Origin of the sequence: Psychrobacter sp. GP33, from assembly GCF_014119005.1 — a bacterium.
In the GTDB taxonomy this organism is placed as follows: Bacteria; Pseudomonadota; Gammaproteobacteria; order Pseudomonadales; family Moraxellaceae; genus Psychrobacter.
In genome coordinates this window covers 394430-410732 of sequence record NZ_JACGYX010000002.1, presented here as the reverse complement: position 1 = coordinate 410732, position 16303 = coordinate 394430, and the positions used below count along the sequence as shown (strand labels likewise).

Sequence of the window (16303 nt, the reverse complement as noted above, 5' to 3'; positions counted from 1 at the left end):
TATTGCTCATCATCTTTATTGTTTATAGTCGTTTGGATTGAGCATTTAGCATGGTACAGGTTCTTATCATAACCGGCAGGGTTTGTTTTTTTATCCGTTTTGAATATTACATATACTTTATCAGTTGCTGATGTACTCATTAGCGCGACTTGCTGCTGCCCTTTTTCTGCTTACTAACTCCGTCATATCCTGATTATGCGTACTCATAGGATAATAATATGAAACGCATTTTAATCAACGCCACTCAAAACGAAGAAATTCGTGTCGCCCTTTGTAAAGGCAATCATCTGTACGATTTTGATTTGGAAAACCGTACACGTGAGCAAAAAAAATCCAATATTTATAAAGGTCATGTCACCCGCGTTGAGCCGTCACTTGAAGCTGTGTTTGTCGAATACGGCTCACAGCGTCAAGGCTTTTTGCCGATTCGTGAAATTTCAGCAGAATATTTAAGTGGTAACCCACGCGACGAAAATATTAAAAAGCTTATCAAAGAAGGCGATGAGCTAATTGTTCAGGTCGAAAAAGAAGAGCGCGGTAATAAAGGCGCAGCATTATCAACCTATGTATCGCTTGCTGGTCGTTATTTAGTACTCATGCCGAACAATCCACGTGGCGGTGGGATTTCACGTCAAATATCAGGCAAATTGCGTGAAGATATGAAGCGCATGCTAAGCAATTTGGATTTACCAAAAGGCATGAGCGTTATCATCCGTACCGCAGGCATTGGCAAAACCCAAGAAGACTTGCAGCACGATTTAAACCATTTGCTCAATATCTGGCAAGCCATTCAAGAACAAAACGAAAAGTATCCGTCACCGCGCTTAGTGCATCAAGAAGCAGGGGTTGTCACCCGTGCGGTACGGGATTATTTGCGTGACGATATCAGTGAGATTTGGATTGATAACGAAAATGCTTATGTTGAAGCAGCTGCTTTTATTGATGCAGTGATGCCTACGCAAGCGGACAAGTTACGTAAATATACTGATTATGAGCCGATGTTTGCTCGCTTTAATATCGAAAAGCAAATCGAAACTGCCTATCAGCGTGAAGTGCGCCTGCCTTCTGGCGGATCAATTGTTATTGACCAAACTGAAGCGTTGGTCTCTATTGATATCAACTCCGCTAAATCTACTAAAGGTTCGGACGTTGCCGAGACCGCTTATCATACCAACTTAGAAGCGGCAGATGAGATTGCCCGTCAGCTACGTTTACGCGATATGGGTGGCTTGATTGTCATTGACTTCATTGACATGAATGACAATAAGCATCAAAAAGAAGTGGAAAAACGTCTGGTTGATGCTACCAAATATGACCGCGCGCGTGTCCAGTTTGGTGATATCTCAAAATTCGGCTTGATGGAGATGAGCCGTCAACGCTTGCGCCCATCGCTAGAAGAGTCTACCGGCTATATTTGCCCACGTTGTCACGGTAATGGCATGATTCGCGACTTGCGCTCATTGTCACTTTCTATAATGCGTGAAATTGAACAAATTGCCCTAAAAGAGCGTCAAGGTGAAGTGCAGGCAGAAGTACCGACGGATATTGCAGCCTTTTTATTAAATGAGAAACGAGATAGCATCGTTTATCTTGAACAAGACAGTGGCACGCGCATAACCATCTTACCGCATGCCCATTTAGAATCACCGAATTTTAAATTGCATTTTAACCGTGATGGTTTTGCCCCTTCAAGTTACGAGCGTATTAGTGATACTCAGCAGCAAGAGCATAGTGGTCTAGGCTACGATGTTGATTGGCAAACCGCTGACAAAGAACGCCCTGAACAGCAGCCAACACGCCAGCCCCGTAAAGCACCGAACCACGGCAATGATGATAGCTCGCAAAATAGCAGTGAACAAAACGGTAATACTGCACAAAACACAGCTAATGCAAATAACCATAATAGAAATAACAACGAGCCGGTAAAATCGACACGCGCCGTACAAAATGCTATTACACAAGATACACCTATCCAAAGTAGCGCTGCTCAAACTAATCATCAAAACGCGCAGCCTGCTCCTGTAGTCGCGCAAGTTGCTGCCGCACAACCGCAAGCAGTAGCCTGGTTATCTAATCTTTTTGCTCAAGCACCACAAGCTCAGATTACAGCCAGTGTTAGCAGCCGTGACGCTGCCCAGGCGATTGAAGCATTGGTTAATACGGGCACTCAAAGCTTAGGTTCATTCGGACAAGTTAATAATGAGGTGTTAAGTACTGCTAAAGGCGCAGCTGTGTTACCTTCTAATCAGGCAACCAATCGCCATGAAGAGCAGGCTACGAGTACTCAAGCTGCCCAAACGCAAAATGGTAATGCCACTGACACTAATGATGCCGATAGCGATACCAGTGCTGAAGATAGAAGAAGACGCAAACAGCGCAAATCAAGAGCCGCAAAGCCGCATCAACGCCGTGAGTCGCGTGATGAAACAGTAGCCAACGATGAGCGTCATACGGATAATAAATCTGCCAATGTCCGTACTGATGATCATACCGACCCTGTTGCTGACACGGCTACTGATAACAGCGCGACAGATGACAAGCACGAAAAACGCAATCAAGACAATGGACGTGGTCGCAATCAGCGCCAAAATAGTGCACGTCAAAATGACGAACGTAGCGAAACCACGGACGCGCAATCACCGGCAGCAACAGAGCAAACGCGAAGCAAACGTAAGCCGCATAGCCAACGTAACTCACGCGGTAAACTTGAGCGCGGCGAAACTCTAACGGCTGATAGCAATACTAAACAGCAATCGTCGCAACATGCCGCAAGTCAAGACAGAGCTACTAACAAAGAGACAAGTGCACGCCACCAAAACCCCAATGAGGTAAGCTTACACGTTAATGTTGCGCCGCCTAAGCACAAAGCCCCAGAAGTGGTTCATCTGTCATTAGATGAAAGCAAGTCTGAAAAAGGTGCGTCGCATTCTGTTGATGAAAAGCCAGCTCAGCGCGATTTATCGGGAGCTGATGCCGTAGTGCCCAGTGCAATTATCGCTACTGCTCAAGCTTCGGTAGCACAAGAAGTAACAGTAGCTACGACAATGGCTGAACCAATAGTAGCTGTGAATCCTACTGTTATTGCAGCTAATACGGCTAAAAATGCCATTGGAAAAAATGTAGAAGCTGTTGAAGAAGCGGTTCAAATGAATGAGCCAGAAATTAGCAAAGACACAGAAATCGAAGCAGTTGAACCAATTACTGATGAGGCTGTGAAGGTACATGTAGTAAGTGAAGGCATTGATGACAGTAAAAATGACACAGCGCAAGACAAGACTGAGAGTAAGCAGCCAGTTGTTGAGCCCACTTTTGCAGCTGAGAAAGCAGATAACGCTGTCGCCAAAGCTGATGTGCAAATAAAACAACAAGTTCAACAACAATCTATAGAACCTGCTCAAGCTGAATTTAGTGGCGTAAAAGCCGACTTTAAAGAAGAAGTCATTGAAGGCAAAACTTCTGACGAGCGTTCTGTGAAAGATGATGCGGTAAATAAATCGCCAGCGCTACTTGAGCTGACCCATGCAGCATTGTTTGGTAAACGTTATGTGACTGCCAGTAAGTTTGGTCAAGCCAGCAATGACCCACGTGTAGTGCGTCAGCAGGTACAGTCGCAAGTCACGTTAACTGCGCCAACCGCTCAAGTTGAAGCAGAGCAAACGGTGGCGGCGCCTACCATTCGTGGCACGGTGGGCGACTTTATTCAGTCAATGCTCCCTGATGCTCAAACCCGCCTGCTTAATGACGGGGTGATTCGGAGCTTTATCGAAGCGGTTAGCATGCATAATCAGCAGGTGCAGCGTACTGCAGTGGAAATTAATCCAAATAGTGGTCATGCTCAATCGAGTCGTTCGGATGTAATCTTTGACTTTAGCAATTACGGCTATCAGCCACTTGCAGCGGATTACCTAACCCGCTTTACAGCGATGACTCAAGCGGTCAGTCAGTTTGCCGCCGCGCAAGGTAAAACAGAAGTCGAACCACGTCCTATCACCCAACGTGCCAGCAACGATCCACGTGGGCAGCATCCTGACTATCAGGTACAAGCAGTCACTTTGCCTGTAGAACCAGCAGTGCCGACAGCGCAGACAGACAGCGCGCTTACAGAAAGCGAGCTTAATGTGTCTGATGTTGAAGCAGCCGCGCTAGTCAATCAAGAGCAAGCTAATAACGTCAGTGTGCAAAGCGAGAAACTACTCCAATCGGAGCAGAAACTAGAGCCTGAGCAAGGGCCTGCCGATACGCAACCGTCTGAAGTAGAAACAGAGGAGACTCCTGCCATGCCTGAGGCGGTTATGGAATCTATAAAAGACGACAACCAAGCAAACAAGTCAAAAACTACCATTGCCAGTTATAAAAATATGATTGAGAATGTGGCAGAGCAATTGTTACCGCAAATGGGTATGTTTAACTTAACCACGCCCAAGGTGCCTAAAGCGCGCAGTCGTAAACCAAAAACTGAGCAAAAAAAGCCAGCGCAGACGGATAAAGTAGAGCAAGAAAATACAGATGCTAATAATACAGACAATAGTAACGACTAATCTGTTATCTAATGCTCTGTTGTTAAATAAAAAAGCCCCAAAGTTATCATTAACTTTGGGGCTTTTTCATGGTTCAAAGATTTGGGTTTAAAAGCACATCTATAAATTTTTTAAATGGTGCTCTTTAGATATCTCATTAATCTCTTATTTCACTATCAATGGGTAGCAGACGAATCAGTGTCTTTATGACGCATTTTACCAACTATAGTGACTACGGCAAACACGGCCACACCAACCAATAGACCAACAAACCCATTTAGCAACATTGTGGTTAAACTCTCAAATATACCCGTTAAATGGGCTAAGTCTTCAACGCCATGGTGTAAGAACCCAATACCGTGGACTAAAATACCACCACCGACCAAGAACATCGCAAGCGTACCAGCAATCGATAGGAACTTCATTAATTTGGGGGCAAATGACAATAAGAAGCTGCCAATCTTTTGCTTTACATTGCTAGACTGCTTCAACAGATGCAAGCCTAAATCATCCATTTTGACGATGCCGGCAACCAAACCATAAACACCCACCGTGATCACGACGGCAATAATAGCAAGGACTAAGCTTTTCTCTAAAAGCGTGGCACCAGCAGCAGAACCCAAAGCAATGACGATAATCTCTGCCGAGAGCACAAAGTCAGTACGCACTGCGCCTTTAATTTTTTCCTTTTCAAACGCCACCAAATCGATGGTTTCATCCGCATTAGCACGCAGTCGCTCGTTTTGTTCTTCATCATGCGGTAGTAAGTGTGGCCAAAATTTATGAATGACTTTTTCAGCACCTTCATAAGCCAAATAAAGCCCTCCACACATCAGCAGAAAAGTCACAAGCGGTGGATAGATGGCGCTAATCAATAGCGCTGCGGGCACTAAAATCAACTTATTAATGAAAGAGCCTTTTGCTACTGCCCAGACCACGGGTAGCTCGCGATCGGCTTTGACTCCGGTTACTTGCTCAGCATTTAATGCAAGGTCGTCGCCTAATACCCCAGCAGTTTTTTTGGCGGCAACTTTAGTCATTAATGATACATCATCCAATATCAAACTGATGTCGTCCAATAATGTTAATAAACTCGCCCCTGCCATATGTGCTCCTTAGCGTCAATTCGCTGCTATAAATGAAATGAATGGTTAAATAGATGTTCTATTATCAAGATATTATTGCACGCATATTAGCAGTAGATCACGTAGTCAACCAGATAGATAAAACAGCATAAATGTATCTAAATTTCGATTGTTACACCTTTATTTAGCGATTGCTTACCTAAAGTGTACTTAAACCCAGATGAGAGGCGTTTCGGCTGTTATTTATAAAAATATGTTAAGATAAGGCTTGCTCTTTGCCTCTATTTTTATGTACACAAGATTAGGCGCACCTGCCTATAGGAACGGTTTTATGTCCTTGTTCAGATTTTCTAAAGCTTGTGATTCAACAACTGTTGTTTCACCTAACTTACCAAACCGACTCTCTCGCGGTCTTTTAAGTGCCGCATTGGTCGTTATTGCGGCTGGCTGCACCAATAATGCAGCGGACGCAACCGGCAATGCCAGTGTGGTAAAAAGCAGTCAAGCTACAGCTAGTAAAACGGTTGCTAACAGCGATACTGCGGTGGTCAAAGCGCTACAAGAAAACCTAAAAGCCTCTGGTATTGAAGAGCGTATTACGTCGGCTGAAGCGACGGCGATGGATGGTATTTACTGGGTGACGGCTGAAGGCTTGCCGCCATTTTTTACAGATAAATCTGGCAAACATATTATTCAAGGACAAATCATTGCCGTTGGTAATGGAGAACCCGTTGATATCGGTAGCGCATTAGTCGCCCGTACCGCGCAGCAGGCGCTAAAAGCGGTCGATAAAAAGGATATGATTATTTATCCAGCCAAAGGGGTCACCAAATCAGTCGTTTACTCCTTTACCGATGCTGATTGCCCTTATTGCACCAAATTGCACGATGAAATAGACGAGATTAATGCATTAGGTATTGAAGTGCGTTATCTAGCATGGCCACGTAGCGAACAAAGTGTGCCAAAAATGGAAGCCATTTGGTGCAGTAAAGATCGCATTGCCGCGATGAATAAAGGTAAATCAGGTGAAAATGTCACTGCTGCCAGCTGTAACAGTCCGGTACAAGAGCAGATGGCACTTGGTGCGCGTCTAGGCGTACGCGGAACACCTGCTATTTTTACCGAATCAGGTGAACAAGTGGGCGGTTACTTGCCAGCCGCGCAATTGGCGCAAGCGGTTGGTATACAATAAGTTAGTATAAAATAAACAGGATAATAGTGTGCTGCTATGCGTACCAGCACTGAGTTATTTGTACTAGCAATGAATAGTCGTAAACTGTGAGTGGTCAACAGTACCACTCTCATTTAATAAAAAGCATAAGCAGCTCTGTAATAAGGTAGACGCTGCCCGCGCTTGACGGTATGATAAGATAATGCAGGACAGCAGAATCTAGTGCAGCAGATAAGGATATCAACCCTTCTATTCATTATTCTCAGTGGCAATATCCGTATACTTGCCTGCTATTTATCCGCTATTATTACTATCAGCTAACCGCATTTATCGTACTATTATTTATAGTGCCTTATACAGCATGCTGTGCGTATAATTAATTTATCCTTTATTATTCATGTATATATAACCTATGCATATATTATCCATGCGTAGCCATCGATTTTTCTTTTTTCTTTTGCCCTTTCATCTATTTAATCTCTTGAGGATACTGTGAGTAAATCCATCAAATTAGCGATACTTGGTCTTGGTACTGTCGGTACTGGCGTGATCAACCTTATTAATGACAATTTAGCCGAACTTAAACGTCGTAGTGGACGCGATATTATCATTACCGAAGTCGGTACGCGCCGCCAACGTGACGATATTGACCCGACTATTATGCAAAATAGTGATTTGATGGCAATTGCTGCCAGCGATAATGTCGATATTGTGATCGAAGTGATTGGCGGTACCACTCTTGCTAAAGACATCATTACCCACGCTATCAAACATGGCAAACACGTGGTCACCGCTAATAAAGCGTTACTGGCTGAGCACGGTAATGAGATTTTTGCCCTAGCAGAAGCGCACAATGTGCACGTGGCATATGAAGCTGCAGTTGCCGGCGGTATTCCTATCATCAAAGTCATGCGCGAAGCCCTTGCCGCCAATAAAATCGACTGGCTTGCTGGTATTATCAATGGTACTGGTAACTTTATTATGACTGAGATGCGCGATACTGGTCGCCCATTTGCCGATGTGTTGGCAGAGGCGCAAGCGCTGGGTTATGCTGAAGCCGATCCTACTTTTGATGTCGAAGGCATTGATGCGGCGCACAAGCTTGCCCTACTTGCCTCTATCGCCTTTGGTATGCCGCTACAGTTTGATAAGGTCTATTGTGAAGGTATCACCGAGATTACCCTACAAGATGTCAATTATGCCGAGCAACTTGGCTATCGTATCAAGCATGTAGGATTTGCGGTTCGCCGTACCAATGCTGAAGGTGAAGAAGGCATTGAACTGCGTGTACACCCGACGTTGATTCCGCAAAATGCGCTATTAGCCAATGTTAATGGCGTAAAAAATGCGGTATTGGTGAACTCACACCCACTCGGTCAGACGCTTTACTATGGCGACGGTGCTGGCGCAGGCGCAACGGCATCAGCAGTCATGGCAGATGTAATGGATTTGGTGCGCGTCTTAGGCTGTGAGCGTTCAGACAGCAATGCCCAGTCAAATACAGATGCATATAGTCAAAAAGGGCAAATAGGGCATCATGTGCCGCATTTGTCTTTTATGCCTGAGCAACTCTCGAACACGCCGATATTACGCGCTGAGCAAATGATTACCGGCTATTATCTGCGAGTCCATGCCTATGACAATCCTGGCGTTCTCGCTGATATTACCCGTATTTTGAGTGATGCTGGCATTAATATTGATGCGATTTTACAAAAGCCGGCGCATAAAGTTGGTCAAGTACCGGTCATTATTTTAACCTTACCTGTGGTTGAAAGTCAGATGAACCTTGCGATTGAAAAAATCCAAAATCTGGCGGCGGTTACCGATAAAGTGGTGCGTATTCGCTTGGACGAGTTAGCATAGGTCTTTGTTTAAGTCAGTTATAGAGGCTAGCATTCATATTAACGCATGAGGATTGACTCATAGGTGCGCACTATCATGACTATTTTTCATAAAAACTTGTTATAACAGAAGCTAAGTAAACGTTATAACAAGTTTTACTCAATAAATAAAATAGGATAAGTAACGATGTTAAATGACCCCATTGTAATTGTTAATAGTGCGCGTACACCCATGGCTGCCTTTCAAGGGGCATTAAAAGACGTCAGTGCTACCGACTTGGGCGCAGCAGCAATTAAAGCCGCGGTTTCGCGTGCAGGCGTTAGCGCTGATAGTATTGATGAAGTGATTATGGGCTGTGTTCTTACTGCCGGTCTTGGTCAAGGCCCTGCCCGTCAAGCTATGCGTACAGCTGGCTTACCCGATACCACGGGCGCGGTGACGATTAATAAGCTATGCGGCTCTGGGCTAAAAGCCATTATGCAAGCGTGTGACGGTATCAACGCAGGCAGCTTTAACGTTGCGGTGGCAGGTGGTATGGAATCCATGACCAATGCGCCTTATATCATGCCAGGCGCACGTGCTGGCTATCGCATGGGTCATAAAGAAGTCAAAGACCATATGTTCTTAGATGGTTTAGAAGATGCCGAAACGGGCAAATTAATGGGTCAATTTGCGCAAGAAATGGCAGATAAAAAAGGCTATACCCGCGCGCAAATGGATGCCTTTGCCATTGAATCGCTCAACCGTGCCCTAACCGCTATCAATGACGACCATTTCAAAAATGAAATTACTCCAGTCACTTTTAGCACACGTAAAGGCGACACCACCGTTGACACCGATGAAGAACCGGGTCTTGCCAATGCTGAGCGTATCCCAACGTTACGTCCTGCCTTTGCTAAAGACGGTACGATTACCGCAGCAAATGCCAGCTCCATCTCAGATGGTGCAGCAGCGGTCGTGTTAATGAAAGAGTCTCAAGCAACAGCAGAAGGTTTGGATTATCAATCGCGCATCATTGCTACTGCCTCAAACTCACGCCATCCAGGCGAATTTACCATTGCCCCCATTGGTGCTATCGAAAAAGTATTGGCAAATGCGGGCTGGTCAGTTGCTGATGTCGATCTATGGGAAATCAATGAAGCCTTTGCTTTAGTGACTATGGCAGCAATTGATGAGCTTGCTATTGACTACGCAAAGGTCAATATCGAAGGCGGTGCTTGTGCGCTTGGTCATCCTGTGGGCTGCTCTGGTACGCGTATCGTAGTCACGCTGATAAACTCTTTACAGCGTATTGGCGGTAAAAAAGGCGTTGCTACCTTATGTATTGGTGGTGGCGAAGCAGTCGCTATTGCTATCGAATTGCCATAAATAGTCATTTTACTCTACTTAACTAGTGCTTAATCAGAATGAGGCGCTAGATTTCCAACCATAAATATTAAATTTTTTAAGTTTAATAATCAATTTTCAATAATTACCGCACTGACAAGCTCAGTGCGGTTTTTTTATGGTTAAAATTATAATTAAGATATTCAGTACAGTAAATAATGTCGAGTGTTGTAAAAAAGCGTTAATTTATACGCGTGCGTTGTTATGGCGTTTACAGCCCATTACACGTAATTACGTCAGATGCACACTTTGCTACCTTGCTCATATATCCCCACGAAAATCTCAGTGTTACGATAATGACAAGTTGAGGCAGCAGAGATTAATTAGCTTTATTATTTAAATACAATTAATCATTTTTGGTAGCAAAAGAAATTAGAAGAACCAACCTACCATTTATTATTCAACGATGGATTTACAAGTTTTTATAATCGGCGTTAATGTTTAACGCTATTATTTTGAGTTTCACTTTTAACCATTAATAATTAATCGAATAACTATTTATTCATATAAAAAGGATATAACAATGAGCCAATTAGTCCGTTTACAAGACATCCAAGCTACTCACCGTGATCTTATCGGTGATGACTATTATGACCCAACAGGTAAAACTGCTTATGGCGTCGATGAAGACAAAATCGGCAAAATCGAAGGCGCATTAGTAGAAGATACTACTGGTCGTATTCGTTATTTAATCGTTGATGCAGGTGGCTGGTTCAGCTCAAAAGAAGTATTGGTACCAGCAGGTCTTGCTCGTATCGTTGGCGATGACGTATTCTTTGACAGCTTAACCAAAGCTCAAGTTGAAGCCATGGAAGCGTACGACCATGATTATCAATACAGCTATAAAGAGCAGTATGAAAATGACCGCAAAGCCTTTATTGCTGATACCGTTCCTGTTGCGGAGCGTATGGAAATTCAAGATCATGCTTACAACGCGCCAAATACCCTTGAGCTATTAGAAGAGCGCCTGACGGTTAATAAAGACCGTATCGTTGCCGGATTGGTAAAAGTAGGCAAGCATGTAGTAACCGAAGAGCGCAACATTGACGTTAATCTTGAAGAAGAGCATGCGCATATTGAACGTACCAATGTTGATCGTCCAACAGATCGCCGAATCGGTGATGTCGATGGCAATCAAACCATCGAAGTTGAGCTAGAAGCAGAACGTGCTCGTGTCAATAAAGAAACCTATGTTGCAGAAGAAGTATCTGTTGGTAAAACTACTGAGAGCCGCACTGAAACCATCGTTGAGACTATTCAGCGCGAAGAGCTAGATATTGACCGTGATGGTAATGTGGTTGACCGTGAAGGTAACTTGTTCGACCGTGATAATATCACTGCTGAAGATGTACGTCGCGCTCGTGGCATGTAATACATTTGCTAGTCGCGCCGCTTATTAGGCTAATGGAATGAATACAATTTCAAGTTATATACCTAAATTATTCCAATAGGGCGGCAACGCTGGATGCTAACTGAGATTTAATACTCAGTATGAAAAAGACCAGAGCCTATCTCTGGTCTTTTTTAATGCCTTCAGTTTAAATTTATTTATTTACTTTCATTTATTTATTTATTTTTATTAAATTTCCATACTATTATCTATTTAGCTTACTTTAAATTTAATATTTGAAAATTCTGACTTTAAATGAGCGATATTAAATAAAATATTTTTTAAATATTTCTTAGTAATTATTTATTAAATCAATATAAATAGTACTTAATAATACTAATAATTAATCCTACTAATCGAGCGTAGCTTTATTATCAAAATATAATGACAATATAGCTGTATCGACTATTAGAATAGCCACGACGTTTGTTAAAAAAGGATTTAAACCATGAATAATGATAATGCTAATAGTGGTCAAAGCACACATAATGATAACCACAATATTCATGATGAGGATGTGATGAATACCAACTTATCGTCGCCTGATATAAATGTTAAGACGGCTAGACTTGCTGATCACAGTGCTGAGAATAAATTACCCGCCCCCGATAAAGTGTCCCAATATGTGAGCGCTACGACCGCAGTGAATAACTCTGGTCAAGGTGGACGCTTAGAGTTGTTAGAAGAGCGACCAGTGGTCAATAAAGAACGCTTGGACGTCGGTAAAGTTACCATTACCAAGCATACTCGTACTAAAACCATCACTGTACCTATTGAGCTGATTGAAGAATACATCACGGTAGAAACACAATATTCTGATGAAGATAGCAAAGCATTACTGATAGGCGACTACAACGATGAAGATATAGTGCAACATGTCGACCCTACCCTAGATACACATGCAGTGGTAACAATCAACGGTAAGCAGGTTGAGATTGGCGATGCGCCACTTGAGATTGTTATCTCACGCCAAGTTGCCGTAATTACTAAAGATACTCATGTGATTCAGGAAGTTGAAATCAATAAAACGACCCATGTCCATACCGATACTATCCCAGTGCTATTACAACATGAAGAGCTAGAGGTTTTTGAAGAAGGGTTTTTAGATCATAAAGGTGGAAATGGATTAAAGAAATAAATTGTATTATTCCTTATTCAGCCATGATTGGCTTTAATATATAAAATAACATGCACAAAAAAAGCAACCTAAGCGTTGCTTTTTTTATTTGGCTTGTGGAATGCTGACTTTATATTATGGCTTGATAGTAATATTTATTATGTTTTCTTACAATCATAGGTGCTGACTTTACTAGCATCCGCACCCGCCATGCGCAACACAGCCGTTGCTCGATCTTTATTGGCTACACGCCATTGCATAAAGCCTTCACTGCCATCAATCGCAGTTGCCACCTCGTAGACTTCAGGGTTAGTACCTTCGTTGGTCTTGGTTAAGGTTAACGTTCCTTGATCCGTTCCGATCACTACTTCGTTACCTTCATAAGTCGCATCGACTTTTAACTCAGGTGAGCATAAATAAGTCATTTCTGTAAAAACTGAGCCAGCATTCGCACCCATGTCATCGGCAGCTTCTTCCAATGCAGCTTCGTTCAATGCAGCGTCTTCGGTTGCTAAAACGGTGATATTAGGGTCGGCTGGTTCAGCTGACATTGGAACTGTTTCTTCGGCATTAATGCCGTCGTCTAGATTTGCGTCAGGATCTGGTTTTTGCTGACAGGCACTGAGACTAAGCGCACCAGCAAGCACACTCATGATGAGGACAGAAGGTCGTACATGCCCTAAACTCATAACACTCTCCTAATTTAATATGGTAAACACTATAGCCTGTCTACTGATGCACGCCTATATCGAATTTGTAAGCACATCTTAGCAGATGTCATTTTAATCTGTTGGCGTTGGTATTACATCCTAAACGCTACTCTATTGTTAAAGGCTTGTATTCCAAAATTTTAAGGTCAGGGCAAAACTTAAAAAAGCCCAGCACATAACCTGCACTGGGCTTTTATTAGCAATTATAAAAACTGATTATTCCAAAATAGATAAGATAAATAATCGTATTAAGTGACGATATTAATTAATATCTTAAACCATTATATTTTGCCATGACATTGTTTGTATTTAAGTGCCGAACCGCATGGACATGGGGCATTACGGCTGACATTCATCCCCGCATAAGGATTCGGTTCAGCATTCCCACCGTCCATTATAGCGGCAGCGGCAGTAGCACCACCAAGATTGACGCGCATCTGACCATTCGCACGTGCATCTGACTCTGGTTGTGACTCGCCTGCTAAATTCGCCACCTCATCGTGCTCAAAATGCATCTGCATTTGTGCAGCTTCTGCACGTTGCTGCACCTCTAGCGCCTCTAGCTCTTCTTGGGTTGGAATATGAACCCGTGATAAATCTTGTACGGTTTCAGATTTAATCGCGCCCAGCATCATTTGGAACAGCTCAAACGACTCACGTTTATACTCTTGCTCAGGATTCTTTTGCGCATAACCACGCAAGTGAATGCCTTTACGCAGCTGATCCATTTGCGTTAAGTGATCTTTCCAGTGCTTATCAAGACTTTGGAGCATGAAATGACGCTCTAACTGAGCCGCACTTTGAACGCCCATTTGCTCACGGCGACCACGATAATGCTCAAGTGCAGTGTCAATAATCTTGGTACGCAGCCCTTCTTCATCCAAACGGCGGTCGGCATCGAGCCAATCATTAATGGGCATATAGAGCTTAAATTCGTTCTCAAGCTCATCCTCTAACCCATCGACATTCCATTGATCATCTACAGAGCCGGGCGGAATAAACTGGCTAATCATGGCATTATAAACATCATAATGCATGGCTTCGATGGCTTGTAACAAATCCATATCTGCGAGTAAATCATCGCGCTGACCGTAGATAACTTTACGCTGATCGTTCGCCACATCATCATATTTTAGCAAGTTTTTACGAGCATCAAAGTCGCGGTTTTCAACTTTGCCTTGGGCATTTTCAATGGATTTTGAAACCATTTTATGTTCAATAGCTTCGTCTTCTTTGAGACCCATGGCGCGCATCATATTGACGACGCGGTCACCGGCAAAGATACGCATCAAGTCATCTTCTAGCGATAAAAAGAAGCGCGACATGCCAGGATCACCTTGACGACCAGCACGACCACGCAGCTGATTATCAATACGGCGTGACTCGTGACGCTCGGAACCAACGATATGTAAGCCGCCTGCCGCAACCACTTGGTCATGCTTGATTTGCCACTCGGCTCTTAGACGCGCCATTTCTTCAGGGCTGACCGACTCAATATTTTCAATAAATGACTGCCAGTTACCACCCAAGATAATATCCGTACCACGACCTGCCATATTGGTGGCGATGGTCACGGCTTTTGGGCTACCCGCCTGCGCGATGATTTCGGCTTCACGCTCATGCTGTTTGGCGTTCAAGACGTTGTGCTTCACGCCTTCTTGATCGAGAAGATAAGACAACTCTTCACTGGCTTCAATCGTTGCCGTACCAACCAGCACTGGCGCACCTTTTGCCTGAATCTCTTTAATCTCGCGGATGATGCCTTGATATTTACCCAATTTGGTTAAGAAAATCTGATCTTCTAAATCCACCCGAGCAATCGGCTCATGGGTTGGAATCACGATGACATCCAAATCATAGGTCGATTTAAATTCGGCGGCTTCGGTATCCGCTGTACCGGTCATACCGGATAACTTGTCATATAGACGGAAAAAGTTCTGGAACGTGGTGGTTGCAAGGGTTTGGTTTTCCGCTTGAATCTCAACGCCTTCTTTGGCTTCTACCGCTTGATGCAGACCTTCTGACCAGCGGCGACCAGGCATGGTACGACCGGTGTTTTCATCAACGATGACCACTTCGCCATCATCAACAATGTAATGGACGTTTTTGACAAAGACATGATGGGCGCGAATAGCCGCTTGCACGTGCGCGAGCAATGGCAAACGGCTTGGGCTATAAAGACTTTCATTTTCGCCAAGTTCACCCACTTCGATTAAGAAGCGCTCAATTTTCTCATAACCTTTTTCGCTGATTTCGATTTGACGATTTTTTTCGTCAATCCAAAAGTCTTCTTCTTCATTATTCTTATTGGCTTCTTCATCTTTTGAACGAATAAGCACTGGAATAATGGTATTAATCAGCGCATACATCCGCGATGAATCTTCGGCTTGACCCGAGATAATGAGCGGCGTGCGCGCTTCATCAATTAAGATAGAGTCAATTTCATCAATAATACAGAAGTTTAGTGGACGCTGTTTTTTCTCGCCCAAGCTAAAGACCATATTATCGCGCAGATAATCAAAGCCGTATTCGTTATTAGTACCGTAAGTGATGTCCGCTTGATAGGCATCAACCTTTTCTTGCGCTGGTTGCTGCGAGTAAATCACGCCAACGGTTAAGCCTAAAAAGGCAAATAAAGGACGGTTTAACTCGGCATCACGCGCTGCCAAATAGTCGTTGACCGTGACCAAATGCACGCCTTTACCACTAATGGCATTAAGATACATCGCCAATGTCGCCATCAAGGTTTTACCCTCGCCAGTTTTCATCTCTGCGATTTTACCTTCGTGCAAAGTAATACCACCAATCAGCTGCACATCGTAGTGACGCATGCCGTTGACGCGTAACGATGCTTCGCGACAAATGGCAAATGCTTCTGGTAATAACGCATCCAAGCTTTCGCCGTTTTGATAACGGTCTTTAAGTTCTTGGGTTTTTTGTTGCAGCTGCGCATCAGATAAGGCTTGTACTGCTGCCTCTTGCGCATTAATTTTGGCAACGACTTTACGCATGCGTTTTAGTTCGCGCTCATTTTTGGTGCCAACCACACTGCCTACAATCTTTGATAACATAATTTTTTAACCTA

General features: G+C 43.6%; 9 protein-coding genes. 6 read left to right on the top strand and 3 right to left on the bottom strand.

The window, feature by feature from the left end; translation table 11 throughout:
* The first annotated feature begins 218 nt into the window (after positions 1-218).
* On the top strand, positions 219-4538 hold the full coding sequence (locus H2245_RS04220) for an Rne/Rng family ribonuclease (protein WP_182406113.1): 4320 nt from the start codon (positions 219-221) through the stop codon (positions 4536-4538).
* Positions 4539-4693: 155 nt separating this feature from the next.
* Here the strand turns inward: H2245_RS04220 and H2245_RS04215 are convergent, their stop codons facing one another.
* A complete protein-coding gene (locus H2245_RS04215) occupies positions 4694-5623 on the bottom strand; it encodes a DUF808 domain-containing protein (protein ID WP_182406112.1) in 930 nt (309 codons plus the stop codon).
* 310 nt (positions 5624-5933) lie between these two features.
* On the opposite strand from H2245_RS04215, the gene H2245_RS04210 reads away from it, so the two are divergent.
* The 5 genes from H2245_RS04210 (at position 5934) to H2245_RS04190 (ending at position 12529) form a co-directional block, all read left to right on the top strand.
* Positions 5934-6794 (top strand): DsbC family protein, encoded by an 861-nt coding sequence (locus H2245_RS04210; RefSeq protein ID WP_182406111.1) that lies wholly within the window; start codon positions 5934-5936, stop codon positions 6792-6794.
* A 471-nt stretch (positions 6795-7265) separates the two neighbouring features.
* Positions 7266-8636, top strand: coding sequence for a homoserine dehydrogenase (locus tag H2245_RS04205; RefSeq protein ID WP_182406110.1), 1371 nt, complete (start codon positions 7266-7268; stop codon positions 8634-8636).
* A gap of 165 nt (positions 8637-8801) precedes the next feature.
* Complete coding sequence (locus H2245_RS04200; protein WP_182406109.1) at positions 8802-9983, top strand: thiolase family protein; 1182 nt, start codon at positions 8802-8804, stop codon at positions 9981-9983.
* 541 nt (positions 9984-10524) lie between these two features.
* Complete coding sequence (locus tag H2245_RS04195) at positions 10525-11373, top strand: DUF2382 domain-containing protein (RefSeq protein ID WP_182406108.1); 849 nt, start codon at positions 10525-10527, stop codon at positions 11371-11373.
* Positions 11374-11839: 466 nt separating this feature from the next.
* Positions 11840-12529 carry a YsnF/AvaK domain-containing protein gene (locus tag H2245_RS04190; protein ID WP_182406107.1) on the top strand — a complete coding sequence of 230 codons (690 nt, stop codon included), beginning with the start codon at positions 11840-11842 and terminating at the stop codon, positions 12527-12529.
* 137 nt (positions 12530-12666) lie between these two features.
* Here H2245_RS04190 and H2245_RS04185 read toward each other — a convergent pair whose 3' ends face one another.
* On the bottom strand, positions 12667-13197 hold the full coding sequence (locus H2245_RS04185) for a hypothetical protein (RefSeq protein WP_182406106.1): 531 nt from the start codon (positions 13195-13197) through the stop codon (positions 12667-12669).
* Between the two features lie 302 nt (positions 13198-13499).
* Complete coding sequence (secA, locus tag H2245_RS04180) at positions 13500-16289, bottom strand: preprotein translocase subunit SecA (RefSeq protein WP_182406105.1); 2790 nt, start codon at positions 16287-16289, stop codon at positions 13500-13502.
* Between the last annotated feature and the right edge of the window lie 14 nt (positions 16290-16303).

What these genes read in the sequence shown, in the direction of transcription:
- H2245_RS04210 (WP_182406111.1), top strand. Translation starts at nt 5,934, where the DNA reads ATGTCCTTGTTCAGATTTTCTAAAGCTTGTGATTCAACAACTGTTGTT.
- H2245_RS04220 (WP_182406113.1), top strand. Translation starts at nt 219, where the DNA reads ATGAAACGCATTTTAATCAACGCCACTCAAAACGAAGAAATTCGTGTC.
- H2245_RS04200 (WP_182406109.1), top strand. Translation starts at nt 8,802, where the DNA reads ATGTTAAATGACCCCATTGTAATTGTTAATAGTGCGCGTACACCCATG.
- H2245_RS04195 (WP_182406108.1), top strand. Translation starts at nt 10,525, where the DNA reads ATGAGCCAATTAGTCCGTTTACAAGACATCCAAGCTACTCACCGTGAT.
- secA (WP_182406105.1), bottom strand. Translation starts at nt 16,289, where the DNA reads ATGTTATCAAAGATTGTAGGCAGTGTGGTTGGCACCAAAAATGAGCGC.
- H2245_RS04190 (WP_182406107.1), top strand. Translation starts at nt 11,840, where the DNA reads ATGAATAATGATAATGCTAATAGTGGTCAAAGCACACATAATGATAAC.
- H2245_RS04185 (WP_182406106.1), bottom strand. Translation starts at nt 13,197, where the DNA reads ATGAGTTTAGGGCATGTACGACCTTCTGTCCTCATCATGAGTGTGCTT.
- H2245_RS04215 (WP_182406112.1), bottom strand. Translation starts at nt 5,623, where the DNA reads ATGGCAGGGGCGAGTTTATTAACATTATTGGACGACATCAGTTTGATA.